This is a genomic window from Cupriavidus campinensis (genome assembly GCF_905397395.1).
GTDB lineage: Bacteria > Pseudomonadota > Gammaproteobacteria > Burkholderiales > Burkholderiaceae > Cupriavidus > Cupriavidus campinensis.
Window position 1 is genome coordinate 31,608 of the sequence record NZ_CAJPVH010000031.1, and the last position, 13,115, is coordinate 44,722.

Consider the following 13,115-nt stretch of genomic DNA (forward strand, 5'->3'; position numbering starts at 1 on the left):
TTGTCTCCCTCTGCACCAGAAATGTCACAAGGCCGCCATTGTAAGCCGCGCGCCCTGATGTGCCAACGCGGCCGGGCGGGGGGACTACAATCGCCGTTCCGATCCGCCAAGCCCCATTTTCCTCCCTTTGCCCCCTTTGCCATTGTCCGCGCTGCCCTCCACCCCCGATGACGATGACCGCTGGCAGGAAGCGTTGGGCGAGCTGGCGGCCCTGGCCGGCGCGGAAGCCCCCGTCGAGGACGGCCGACGCCGCCTGTTGTGGGCGCTGACTGTCGATGCCGACGGGGTTCCGGGACGGGTGGAGCCGCTGGAGCAGGCCTACGGCCCGCGCGGCTGGGGCAAGCCCCGCCCGATTCCGCTGGCGCGGGTGGCCGAGGACGACACCCTGGCGCCGTGGGACGCCCGCGTGGCCCGGGCCATCCGCCGTGACCGCTCGCGCAATCGTCGCCACGTGCTGGACCGCGCCGCCGCCGTGATGGCACTGGTCGGGCACCCCGGCGTGGTGCTGTCCCACGCGCCGACCGTGCCGATGGAGGTCACCGAGGCCGCCCCCACGCTGGAAGCGGTCCGGGAGGCTGGCAACGGCGGCGACCGCTACGTGCTCCGCATCGCCCCGCCGCTGCGCCCCGCGCCCGCCATGGAAGACCTCCTGCCCCCCGCCGCGCGCGAGGAAGCCGAGGCGCTGCGCCAGATCACGGTGCTCCAGGACGGCCCGCGCCGGCTCCGCGTGATCCGCTTCTCCGCCGCGCAGCAGCAGGCCGCCCGCCTGATTGCCGATGGGCTGGCCGTGCCTGCCGACGCCCACGCCCGGCTGGACACCACGTTGCGCGCGCTGGCCGGCCATTTCCAGATCCATGCCGACAGTTCGGGCGAAGCCCGCCTGCGCGAGCCGGAAACCCGCCTGCGTGCCGAAGTGGCGCCGGTGGGGCGCGGCATCGGCCTGCGGCTGGTGGTCACGCCGCTGGGCCCCATGGGCCCCCGGCTGGCGCCCGGCGCGGGCCGCGCGCAGCTGATGGCGACGGTTGCCGGCGAAGCGATGGCCACCGAGCGCGACCTGGACGCCGAGCTGGCCCACGTGGCCGAGGTCTTCGCCGCGCTGCCGTTCCTGGTCGAGACCGCGCCACCCGGCGGCGAATACACCTGGACGCTGGACGACCCCGAAGACGCCCTCACCGCCGTGGAGATGCTGCCCGGCCTTGCCGGCGTGATCGACCTCGAATGGCCGCGCGGCCGCGAGATCCGGCTGCTGCCCGCCGACCTCCCGCAACTGGCCGTCAGCGTGGAAACCGGCAGCGAGTGGTTCAAGCTGGTGGGCCATCTGCGCGTGGCCGAGGGGCTGGTGATGTCGCTCGAGAAGCTGGTGGCCTGGGCGCACGGCCACGCCGGGCGCTTCATGCCGATGGGGCAGGGCGTCTACGTGGCGCTGACCGGCCAGCTGCGCGCCCGCCTGCGCGACCTCGCCGGGGTGGGGGATGGGGTGCGCGACGGCATCCGCGTGCCGCTGGTGGCCGCGCCCTGGCTGGACGATGTGCTGGCCGGCGCCGGGGTGGACCCGGACGCGCACTTCCGCACGCGTGTGCGCCGGCTGCGCGCCGCGCGGGAGACGGACGCCGCCGTGCCCGCCACGCTGGCAACCGAACTGCGTCCCTATCAGGAAGAAGGCTTCCGCTGGATGATGGCGCTGGCCGAGGCCGGCTTCGGCGCCTGTCTGGCCGATGACATGGGGCTGGGCAAGACGCTCCAGTCGCTTGCGCTGCTGCTGGCCCGCGCCGCCGGCGGTGCGGCGCTGGTCGTGGCGCCGACCTCGGTGTGCGGCAACTGGGCCGCCGAGGCGCGCCGCTTTGCCCCCACACTCAACGTCCATCTCTATGCCGAAGGGGATCGCGCGGCCATGGTCGAGCAGGCCGGCGCCCATGATCTCGTGATCGTCTCGTACCAGCTGCTCCAGCAGGCGCGCAAGGATTTCGGCGCGCGGCGCTGGCACACGGTGGTCGCCGACGAGGCGCAATCGATCAAGAATCCGTCTTCGCGCCGCGCGCAGGCCATGTTCGCGCTGGCCGCTGACTGCCGCGTGGCGCTTTCCGGCACGCCGATCGAGAACCGGCTCTCCGAACTCTGGTCCGTGATGCGGTTCTGCAACCCGGGGCTGCTCGGGTCGCTGGTCCGCTTCAACGAACACTTTGCCAATCCGATCGAGCGCAATGGCGCACGGGAGCCGCGCGTGCGGCTGCGGCGCATGATCGCGCCGTTCGTGCTGCGGCGGACCAAGGCGCAGGTGCTGGACGAACTGCCGCCGCGCACGGAACTCGTGATCCGCGTGGAGCCCGAGCCGGCCGAGGCCGCCCACTACGAGGCGCTGCGCCGCCAGGCGCTGTCCGAGGCCGAGCGCGCGCTGCTGCGTCCGCCCGCCAGGAAGGGGCGCAAGGCACAGCCGGCAGCGCCGGCCGAACCCGACGCCCGCATCCACGTGCTGGCGCAGCTGATGCGCATGCGCCGGGCCGCGTGCGACCCGCGTCTGGCCACGCCCGAGGTGGCCGCGCCGGGCGCCAAGGTGCGCGCCTTCGCCGAACTGGCCGCCACGCTGGCCGCCAACGGGCACAAGACGCTGGTGTTCAGCCAGTTCGTCGATTTCCTGCAGCTGATGCGGCGCGCGCTGGATGAGGCCGGACTGGCCTACCAGTATCTGGACGGTGCCACGCCGGCCGGTGAACGCACGCGCCGCGTGGCCGCGTTCCAGGGCGGGGCGGGCGATGTCTTCCTGATCAGCCTGAAGGCCGGCGGCTTCGGCCTGAACCTGACGGCGGCCGACTACATCGTGATAGCCGACCCGTGGTGGAACCCCGCCGCCGAGGATCAGGCGATGGGCCGCGCGCACCGCATTGGCCAGCAGCGGCCGGTCACGGTCTACCGGCTGATCACCGCCGGCACCATCGAGGAACGCATCGTAGACCTCCATCAGGGCAAGCGCGCGCTGGCGGACGGCGTGCTCGACGCCACCGACGGCGAAGCCACGGGCCGCGCCGCCGCCTTGCCGGACATCGACGAACTGGTCGGCCTGCTGCGGCGCTGATCCCTCCTACGCACCAAACGGTATACCAAAGCGCTCCCGATGATGGTGCAGCGCACACGCACCCGCACGCGCCAATCCCCTGACAAGCCGCTTCCTGCCTTGTTGCGGTGCAAATCACCTTGGCACAAATACTGCCTTGTGATTTTCGGATTGGTGAATATAGTATACCGAACGCTGTAACCGCCGCCGTATCGATAGCGCCCCCTCAGGCCGCCGCACCCATGCGCCGGCCCAAGACAACACACGGAGCGAACGTGACCCTGCCTGACCTGCCGCCGGCCGACCCTGGCCGGCTGGACGACTGCTTTTTGCCGATCTGGCGAGCCGCCGAACAACTCGCCAGCGGCGAGACCACCGCGCAGGCGCTGGTTGCGTCCTGCCACGCCGCGTGGGTCGCCCATCATGCGACGATCAACGCACTTATCCTGCCGGACTTCGATGCCGCCTGCGCGGCGGCCCGCGAGAGTGACCGCCGCCGACAGGCCGGCGCCGCACTTGGGCCGCTGGACGGTGTGCCGTTCTCGATCAAGGAATCGTTCGACGTGGCCGGCTGGCCCACCACCTGCGGCAGCCCGGCGCGCGCCGATCATCGTGCCGAGCGCGATGCCGTGGTGGTGCAGCGCCTGCGCGCCCAGGGCGCCATCCTGCTCGGCAAGACCAATGTGCCGCTGGGCCTGCGCGACTGGCAAAGCTACAACGCGATCTACGGCACCACACGCAATCCGCACGATCCATCGCGCACGCCGGGCGGTTCCTCGGGCGGCAGCGCGGCGGCGGTTTGCGCCGGCATGAGCTTTTTCGATGTGGGCTCCGACATCGGCTCGTCGCTGCGCAACCCGGCGCACTACTGCGGCGTGTTCTCGCACAAGAGCAGTCACGGGCTGGTGCCGCTGCGCGGCCACGGCAACGCGCCGGCCGGGTTTGCCGAGCAGGACATCAACGTGGCGGGCCCGGTCGCCCGCAGCGCGCGCGACCTCGAACTGGTGCTGCGTGCCATCGCCGGCCCGGACGTGGACCTCGCGCCCGCCTGGCGGCTGGACTTGCCCGCCTGCCCGCACCAGCGTCTGGCCGACTTCCGCGTGGCGGTGCTGCCGACCCATCCGCTGGCCGATGTCGATGTCATGGTCAGCCAGCCCATCGAGGCGCTCGGCCACTGGCTGGCCGGGCAGGGCGCCCGGGTGGACTGGCACGTGCGCCCGGACTTCGACGCCGCCGCGCTGTGGCGCAGCTACGTGCTGCTGCTGCGCGCCACCACCTCCGTCTATATGGATGACGCCGCCTTCGCCGACGCGCTGGCGCGCACCCGCCCGGATTCGGGTGACGATTACGCCACGCTGCAATTCGCCGGCGCCACGCTGACGCACCGCGACTGGCTGCGCCTGCAAGCCGCCCGCGACCGCTTTGCCGAGAGCTGGCGCCGCTTCTTCGCCGACTACGACGTGCTGCTGTGTCCGGCCGCCGCCACCACCGCGTTCCCGCTCGACGAAGCCGGCGAGCCGTGGCAGCGCACGCTGCCGGTGAACGGCCAGCCGATGCCGCTGACCACGCAACTGTTCTGGGCCGGCCATTCGGGGCTGTGCGGGCTGCCGTCCACGGTGGCGCCGATCGGTCCCGCGCGGGACGGCCTGCCGTGCGGCGTGCAGATCGTGGCGCGGCGCTGGGGCGATCTCACGTCGCTGCGCTTCGCCCAACTGCTCGAGGCCGCCGGCTACGCCTGCCAACCGCCGCGCGGGCTGGCAGCGGCCGGCATCGATCGATAACAACACAACTGAAAGCTGGGAGGAAACCATCATGATGGACTGGTTCAGGGAGCTGTCCCGCGCCGAGCGCAAGGGGTTCTACGGCGCGTTTCTTGGTCATGCGGTCGATGTGTTCGACTTCATGATCTATTCCTTCCTCATCTCCACGCTGCTGGCGCAGTGGGGCATGAGCAAGTCGATGGCGGGCGCCATCGTCACCTGGACGCTGGTCTCGTCGCTGGTGGGCGCGGTGGGCGCCGGGCTGCTGGCGGACCGCTTCGGCCGCGTGCGCGTGCTGCGCTGGACCATCATCGTGTTCGCGGTGTCGTGCTTCCTGTGCGGCATGGCGAATTCGCCCGAGCAGCTGCTGGTATTCCGCATGCTGCAGGGGCTGGGCTTCGGCGGCGAATCGTCGCTGTGCATGGTGCTGGTGACCGAGCTGATCCGCAATCCGGCCCATCGCGGCAAGTACTCGGGCTTCACCGCCAGCAGCTATTCGTTCGGCTGGGGCGGGGCGGCCATCGCCTACGCCATCACGTTCAACCTGTTCGAGCCGGAAACGGCGTGGCGGGTCTGCTTCTTTCTCGGCATCCTGCCGGCGCTGGTGGTGATCTACCTGCGCCGCAACCTCCAGGAGCCGGAAGTCTTCCTCAAGAGCCGGGCCGCGCGCGGCAAGGTCTCGCCGGGGGCGGACCTGGCGCGCGTGTTCCGCGCCCCGCTGCTGCGCAAGACCTTGCTGTGCAGCCTGCTGTCGGGCGGCATGCTGGGCGCCTACTACGCCATCGCCACCTGGCTGCCCACCTTCCTGAAGACCGAGCGGGGGCTGTCGGTATTCGGCACCAGCTCCTATCTGGCCGTGACCATCCTCGGCTCGCTGGTGGGCTACGTGGCCGGCGCCTACGCCACGGACCGCTGGGGCCGCCGGGTGACCTATATGGCGTTCGCCGCCGGCGCCTTCGTCATGGCGATGATCTATATGGTGATTCCGGTCAGCAATACGTCGATGCTGTTCCTCGGCTTCCCACTCGGGGTGCTGATGCAGGGCGTGTTCTCGGGGATTGGCGCGACGATCTCGGAGTCGTACCCGAGTGCCGTGCGCGCCACGGGGTATGGCGTGTCGTACAACCTCGGCCGGGTGATCGGCTCGTTCTTCCCGCTCGCCGTGGGCTGGCTCAACAGCGGGCGGACCTCGCTGGCACTGGCCATCGCCATGGTGGCCGGGGTGGGCTACGCGCTGGTGATGGTGTCGGCGGCGCTGCTGCCGGAAACCTCGGGCATCGACCTGGGCCAGGCCGGCGGCGGGGATGACGAGACGGACCCGGCGCAGGCGCCGGCGACGGAAGCGGCGCCGCTGGCGCCCACGGGCCGCCCGGCATAGCGGCTGGGTGAGGGCGGAGGAGAGGCGGGGGGGCCGATTCTCCGTGAAACAACACTCGGTGCGTGCACTTTTAAGCCGCCGCTTACCAGCGGCGGTCGCCAGCCTATAATGTCTGCTTTGCCGTCGGCGCGATGCCGGCGGTGCCCCCGACGGCCCCGCTCCACGCGCTGGCCGTACCCTTCTCGCCCTCTGCTATGACACCCCGACAGTCGTCCCCGGTGTGGTTGCGCCTCTGGCATCGCTTTGCCGAGGTGGAGCGCAACGGTTTTCTCGACGGCGCACGCTATTTCGCGCCATCCCTGCCCGCCGTGTTCTCGTGGGGGCTGGTCACCGGGGTGGCCATGAGCAAGTCGGCGCTGACCGTGCCGGAGGCCATCGGCATGTCGCTGCTGGTCTATGCCGGCTCCGCCCAGCTGGCCGTGCTGCCGCTGTTCGCCGCCGGCCTGCCGATCTGGACCATCTGGCTGACCGCCGCCGTGGTCAACCTGCGCTTCGTCATCTTCAGCGCGGCGCTCCAGCCGCACTTCAGCTATCTGCCGATGGGCCGGCGCACCGTGCTGGGCTTCTTCAACGGCGACCTCCACTTCGTCTATTTCATGCAGAAATACGTCGAGCCGGGCTACGCGCCGGGCAAGGAGGGCTATTTCTGGGGGATGGCGCTGGTCAACTGCGCCACCTGGCAGGTCTCGTCGCTGCTCGGCATCCTGCTGGCCAGCGTGTTCCCGGACGCCTGGGGTCTCGGGCTGGCCGGCGTGATGGCGCTGATTCCGGTGATGATCGCCACGATCAACTCGCGCTCCACGCTGATGGCCGTGGTGGTGTCCGCCGTGCTGGCGCTGCTGTGCTTCGACCTCCCGTACCGGCTGGCGCTGGTGGTGGCCGTGGTGGGCGCGCTGGCGGCGGGCATGGCCAGCGACGAACTGGCGGCGCGCGCCACGCTGCGCGGCATCCGCGCGCGGAAGGACAAGGCCAAGGCCGAGGCCCGCGCGATATCCGAGCCGCAGCCGGCGCCCCAGACCGGAGACCGCGCATGAGCCATCTGGAAACCTGGATCGCCATCGTCGGCATGGCCGTGGTGACCGTGTTCACGCGGGCGCTGTTCCTGATGGCCGGCGAGCGCGTGAGCGTGCCGGACCGCCTCCAGCGCGCGCTGCGCTATGCCCCGGCGGCAGCGCTGGCGGCCATCATCGTGCCGGAATTCATGACCTGGCAGGGCCACTTCACCATCTCGCCGATGAACGCCAAGCTGATGGCCGGCATCGCGGCCACGGTGTTCTACCTGTTCACGCGCCGCATGGTCGGGATGATCGTGGTTGGCATGGCGGTGTACACCGCGCTGCGGCTGCTCACCTGAGCCTTCTGATCCCCACTGTTAACTAATAGCGCGATGGCTCGGTCAGCATCGTGCTGAGCCGGGTCAGCAGGTGCGCCAGTTGCGCCTGCGTGCTGGTGTGGGTCTTGTTGAAGATCGACTTGACCTGGGTGCGGCTGGTCTCGCGCTTGATGCCGAGCTGGACGCAGGCGTCCGGCAGGCCAACGCCCTGCGTCAGCAGCGCGGCCAGCCGCGTTTCCGCCGGCGTGAGGCCGAACAGGTCGCGCAGGATGGCCGGCATGGCGCGCGGCGTGCCGTAGCGTTCGTGGATGGCGGCCAGCACGGTATGGGTCTCCATGCCCGGCAGGCTCTGCGCCATCGGCGCCAGCGCCAGGGACACGATCTGCGCGGTGCGGCCATCCGGGCCGGCGGCCTGGATGGCCTGCGCGGCCTGCAGCGTGTCTGGCGCGGCCATGGCGCTGAGCACCTCGGCGAACGGCCGTGATAACTGCCAGAAGGCGCTGTCCGTCCACGGGCTGGCGCGCGGCCCCAGGAAGGCGGCCGGCATCAGGCGCCGCACCCACGGCTCGCCGGACTGGTTGGCGAACAGCGGCTTGCCGGCCAGATCGAACACCACCACGCCGAAGGGCAGCCGGTTCAGCATGTCTTCCGACAATCGGCCCCGCGCGACCAGCTCCTGCATGCGCTCGCGCAGGCCGATGGCATCGCGCAGGTGCGGAATCACCCAGTCCAGCGCGAGGGCGTCCGCCTCGGCATAGACATTGGCATCGAGCGGCCGTTGCAGCGACAGGTAAATCTCGTAGGTGGGATGCCGCTCGATCAGGCACGACATGACCGACGCGACATTCAGGCCGCGCAGGAACTCGCCATAGAACGGGCTGGTGCGCATGACCTGCTCGCCTACGTCGCGATGGTCGATATACCAGTCCCCCACGCCCAGGCGCTCGGCGAACGGCCGGCTCGGGTCGAACTGGTAGTAGTGCGAGGTGTAGGCCTCCATGGCGTCGGGCTTGTAGTCCACCGCGTGAGTGACCACCACGCGGTCCAGCGCCCGGTTGCGCACGACCAGCGACGCCTGCGAACTGCCGCTTGCGTCACACAGGGCGACCAGGCTCCGCTGCCAGGCGCCCGTTTCGAAAACACCTTGGTAGAGACCTCGGATGGTCTCGTGCATTTGTCCGTCGTTCATGCTTGAGTCCGGCGAGGTGCGCGGGGCGTGCGCCCGGTTCCGGTGAGGCGGGCGGCGCGTCAAGACTTCGCGTGCCTGCCACGGGGATCGCGGCAGGGGAAAGGGGCGATGCAGGGTGCTAGCCTCCCTCTAGTGTGGCGGCGAGCCGCGTCAGCATCTGCGTGAGGCGGGCCTGGCTGCCGCAGCCCGTCTTCAGGAAGATGGATTTGAGTTGCGTGCGCGCGGTCTCGTGGCGAATGCGCATCTGTCGGCTCGCCTCGGGCAGTCCTTCGCCGCAAGCCAGCCGCGTGGCCAGCCGGGTTTCGGCCGGCGTGAGCCCGTACAGCTCGCGCAGCACGGTATCGAGCAGCACGGTATCGAGCAGCACGGATGGGGCGCCGGCCTCGTGCACCACCACCAGCGCGGCGGGTTGCTGCCAGGAGGCGGCGAGGATGTGGGTGGGCGGCAGGGGCAGGACCAGCACCTCGGCCGTGGCGCCGGTCTTGTCGGTGGCGCGCGCGGCCTGCGCGGCCTGCGGCTGGTTGGGATGGCAGGCGGCCTGGACCATCTCGGCAAAGCCGCGCGAGAGGCGCCAGTCGCCGGTCTTGCCAGTGGGGTCGAGCCGGCGCGCCCAGCGCTCGCCGGCCGTATTGGCCAGCAGTAGGTGGCGCTCGGGTGTGTAGACGGCCACGGCGAAGGCGAGCCGCTCCAGCAGCCGCGCGGAGACAGACGCCAGCGCGGACAGCCCCAGGGTGCGTTCGCGCAGGGCGATGGCGCTGCGCATATGCGGCACCACCCAGTCGAGCGCGCGGGTGTCCTCGCCCGAGAAGGCGTCCTGGCTCAGCGCGCGCTGCATCGAAAAATAGACTTCGTAGTGCGGCTGCCGTTCCACCAGGCAGGCCACGTAGGAGCGCAGGTCGAAGCGGTTGAAGAAGTCGCAGTAGAAGGGGTGGCGCGCCATGCCCTGCGGGCCGAGATCGCGCGCATCGATATACCAGGCGCCGGGCACCAGCCGGGGGGCAAAGATCTTGGCCGGGTCGATGGCCTGGTATTCCTTCTCGTACGCGGTGAACAGCTCCGGCACCGGATTGACGATCTCGTTGACCGTGACCTGGTCGCGCACGGTGTCCCACACCATCATCGAGGCATGTGCGCTACCCGCCATATCGGTCAGGGCGCACAGGCTCTTGTGCCATGCCCCGGGGTCCAGAATGCCTTCGTAAAGCCCACGGATTGCCCCGTGCATGCTTGTTTGGTCCATCGGATTACCCCTGCATTCACGACAATGGACCATCCGGTCGCCGGCGCCTCGAAACGGAGCTGGTCAGGGGGATGGCTTTTTCGTTATTGCCGGTCGTTGCCGGCTCGCTGGCTGCAACTGATGATGCGATGTACCAAATATGCGAGGTTTGCTATGCGTGTCTGGCGGTGCATACGTTTAGTACATTAGGGCGTACATTAACCCAATAGGGGCGACCCGCCAGAGATACCTGTACCCTCCCTTCGAGGGGGTTTGTAGTGAAGTCCGATGCGCTCCTGGCACTTTCGCCCACAGGGTGAGTATTAGTGATTCATGCGGCATTTCTAGGGCCAATCGCATAAAACCGTGACGGCGATCAGGTAAAATGCCGGTTTCCCCGATTTCCAACGCGGCCGCGTGCTGTTGGCGTACCGCCCAGTCCCGTTTCTACTCGCCATGACCTCTGTCCTGCGTCTCACCGATCTCATCTCCCAAGGCAATCTCTCCGGCAAGCGCGTGTTTATCCGCGCCGATCTGAACGTGCCGCAGGACGATGCCGGCAAGATCACGGAAGACACCCGCATCCGTGCGTCGGTACCGGCCATCGAAGCCTGCCTGAAGGCGGGCGCGGCCGTCATGGTGACGTCCCACCTGGGCCGCCCGACCGAGGGTGAATTCAAGCCCGAGGACTCGCTGGCCCCGATCGCCGAACGCCTGTCCGAACTGCTCGGCAAGCCCGTGCGGCTGGTGCAGAACTGGATCGATGGCGTGGACGTGGCGCCCGGCCAGGTGGTGTTGCTCGAGAACTGCCGCGTGAACAAGGGCGAGAAGAAGAACAGCGACGAACTGGCCCAGAAGATGGCCCGGCTGTGCGATGTCTACGTCAACGACGCCTTCGGTACCGCGCACCGCGCCGAGGCCACCACCCACGGCATCGCCAAGTACGCGCCCGTGGCCTGCGCCGGCCCGCTGCTGGCCGCCGAGATCGACGCGCTGGGCCGCGCGCTGGGCCAGCCGGCCCGCCCGCTGGTCGCCATCGTGGCCGGTTCCAAGGTTTCCACCAAGCTGACCATCCTCAAGTCCCTGGCGGACAAGGTGGACCAGCTGATCGTCGGCGGCGGCATCGCCAACACCTTCATGCTGGCCGCCGGCCTGAAGATCGGCAAGTCGCTGGCCGAGCACGACCTGGTTGGCGACGCCCAGGCCATCATCGACATCATGGCCCGCCGCGGCGCCTCGGTGCCGATTCCGGTGGACGTGGTCTGCGCCAAGGAATTCAGCGCCACGGCCGCCGCCACGGTCAAGGACGTCAAGGACGTGGCCGACGACGACATGATCCTCGACATCGGCCCCAAGACCGCCGCCCAGCTGGCCAACCAGCTCCAGGCCGCCGGCACCATCGTCTGGAACGGCCCGGTGGGCGTGTTCGAGTTCGACCAGTTCGGCAACGGCACCAAGGTGCTGGCCGAGGCCATCGCCAACTCCAAGGGTTTCTCGATCGCGGGCGGCGGTGACACGCTGGCCGCCATCGCCAAGTACCACATCGCCGACCGCGTGGGCTATATCTCCACCGGCGGCGGTGCCTTCCTGGAGTTCCTGGAAGGCAAGACGCTGCCCGCGCTGGAAGTGCTCCAGCAGCGCGCCGCTGCCTGATTCGCCTGATTTCCCCCGATTGTTCCCGAGCCGCCCCTGTTCGTACCAGTTGCCACTGAGGAAACCGCCCGCATGACTCGTTCCACCAAGATCGTTGCCACCATCGGCCCGGCGTCGAGCACGCTGGACATGCTGACCCGCATGATTGCCGCCGGTGTCGACGTGGTGCGCCTGAACTTCTCCCACGGCACCGCGCAGGACCATATCGACCGTGCCGCAATGGTGCGCGAGGCAGCGGCGGCCTGTGGCCGCGAGGTGGCCATCATGGCGGACCTGCAGGGCCCGAAGATCCGCGTGGGCAAGTTCGAGAACGGCAAGATCACCCTGGCGCCGGGCGATCCGTTCGTGCTGGATGCCACCTGCCCGCTCGGCAACCAGGAGCGCGTGGGGCTGGACTACCAGGACCTGCCGCGCGACGTGGGCCCCGGCGACGTGCTGCTGCTCAACGACGGCCTGATCGTGCTGGTGGTGGAACGTGTCATCGGCAGCGAGATCTTCACCACGGTGCGCGTGGGCGGCGATCTCTCGAACAACAAGGGCATCAACCGCCAGGGCGGCGGGCTCTCGGCGCCCGCGCTGACCGCCAAGGACATGGAGGACATCAAGACCGCCATGGCCCTCGGCGCGGACTACGTGGCCGTGAGCTTCCCCAAGAACGCCACCGACATGGAAATGGCGCGCCAGCTGGCCGCCGTGGCCGGCCAGCCGCATGGCCACAAGGCGCGCATGATCGCCAAGATCGAGCGGGCCGAGGCCATCCGCCCGGGCGTGCTGGAGGAAATCCTCCAGGCGTCCGACGGCATCATGGTGGCCCGGGGCGACCTGGCCGTGGAAGTGGGCAACGCGGCGGTGCCGGCGCTGCAGAAGCGCATGATCCGCCTCGCGCGGGAGGCCAACAAGCTGACCATCACCGCCACGCAGATGATGGAAAGCATGATCGTGAACCCGGTGCCGACCCGCGCCGAGGTGTCCGACGTGGCCAACGCGGTGCTGGACGGCACCGACGCGGTGATGACCTCGGCCGAGACCGCCGCCGGGCGCTTCCCGGTGGAGACCGTCGAGGCCATGGCCGCCATCTGCCTGGAGGCCGAGAAGTCCGAGGTGGTGCAGCTGGACACCGACTTCCTGAACCAGACCTTCTCGCGCATCGACCAGTCGATTGCCATGGGTGCGCTGTTCACCGCCTATCATTTGGGAGTGAAGGCCATCGCGGCGCTGACCGACTCCGGCGCCACCGCGCTGTGGATGAGCCGCCACCGGATTCACGTGCCGATCTACGCCATGACGCCGAACCTGGCCTCCCAGCGCAAGATGCAGCTGTACCGCAACGTGGTGCCGTTGCCGCTGCAGTCGAGCACGGACCGCGATGTGGCGCTGGAGCAGGCCGAGGAGCTGCTGCTGGCCCAGGGCGTGGTGCAGCGCGGCGATTTCATCGTGCTGACCATCGGCGAGCCCATGGGGCAGCCGGGCGGCACGAATACCCTCAAGATCGTGAGGGTGGGCAGTTAAGGTTTAGGAATAAGCGCGCGATGTG

Annotated in this window: 9 protein-coding genes; 7 read left to right on the forward strand and 2 right to left on the reverse strand. The window is 69.4% G+C overall.

Going from position 1 to position 13,115, the window contains the following annotated elements; all coding sequences use genetic code 11:
• Positions 1-142: 142 nt before the first annotated feature.
• From KHO18_RS17355 to KHO18_RS17375, 5 genes are all read left to right on the forward strand, one after another.
• Positions 143-3,070 carry a DEAD/DEAH box helicase gene (locus tag KHO18_RS17355; RefSeq protein ID WP_244844879.1) on the forward strand — a complete coding sequence of 976 codons (2,928 nt, stop codon included), beginning with the start codon at positions 143-145 and terminating at the stop codon, positions 3,068-3,070.
• A 221-nt stretch (positions 3,071-3,291) separates the two neighbouring features.
• Positions 3,292-4,830 (forward strand): amidase, encoded by a 1,539-nt coding sequence (locus tag KHO18_RS17360; protein WP_211943627.1) that lies wholly within the window; start codon positions 3,292-3,294, stop codon positions 4,828-4,830.
• Between the two features lie 31 nt (positions 4,831-4,861).
• Positions 4,862-6,187, forward strand: a complete 1,326-nt coding sequence (locus KHO18_RS17365) for an MFS transporter (RefSeq protein WP_144197290.1) — start codon at positions 4,862-4,864, stop codon at positions 6,185-6,187.
• Between the two features lie 194 nt (positions 6,188-6,381).
• On the forward strand, positions 6,382-7,221 hold the full coding sequence (locus tag KHO18_RS17370; protein ID WP_211943628.1) for an AzlC family ABC transporter permease: 840 nt from the start codon (positions 6,382-6,384) through the stop codon (positions 7,219-7,221).
• Positions 7,218-7,541: an AzlD domain-containing protein gene (locus tag KHO18_RS17375; RefSeq protein WP_144197292.1), complete on the forward strand. Its 324-nt coding sequence runs from the start codon at positions 7,218-7,220 to the stop codon at positions 7,539-7,541. The genes KHO18_RS17370 and KHO18_RS17375 overlap by 4 nt, the downstream gene beginning before the upstream one ends.
• A 22-nt stretch (positions 7,542-7,563) precedes the next feature.
• On the opposite strand, the gene KHO18_RS17380 is transcribed toward KHO18_RS17375, so the two are convergent.
• A complete protein-coding gene (locus tag KHO18_RS17380; protein ID WP_211943629.1) occupies positions 7,564-8,709 on the reverse strand; it encodes a helix-turn-helix transcriptional regulator in 1,146 nt (381 codons plus the stop codon).
• 118 nt (positions 8,710-8,827) lie between these two features.
• On the reverse strand, positions 8,828-9,949 hold the full coding sequence (locus tag KHO18_RS17385; RefSeq protein ID WP_211943630.1) for a helix-turn-helix transcriptional regulator: 1,122 nt from the start codon (positions 9,947-9,949) through the stop codon (positions 8,828-8,830).
• 435 nt (positions 9,950-10,384) lie between these two features.
• On the opposite strand from KHO18_RS17385, the gene KHO18_RS17390 reads away from it, so the two are divergent.
• Together KHO18_RS17390 and pyk are read left to right on the forward strand one after the other, a co-directional pair.
• A complete protein-coding gene (locus tag KHO18_RS17390; protein ID WP_144197295.1) occupies positions 10,385-11,581 on the forward strand; it encodes a phosphoglycerate kinase in 1,197 nt (398 codons plus the stop codon).
• Positions 11,582-11,653: 72 nt separating this feature from the next.
• Positions 11,654-13,090, forward strand: a complete 1,437-nt coding sequence (gene pyk / locus KHO18_RS17395; protein ID WP_211943631.1) for a pyruvate kinase — start codon at positions 11,654-11,656, stop codon at positions 13,088-13,090.
• The last annotated feature ends 25 nt before the right edge of the window (positions 13,091-13,115 follow it).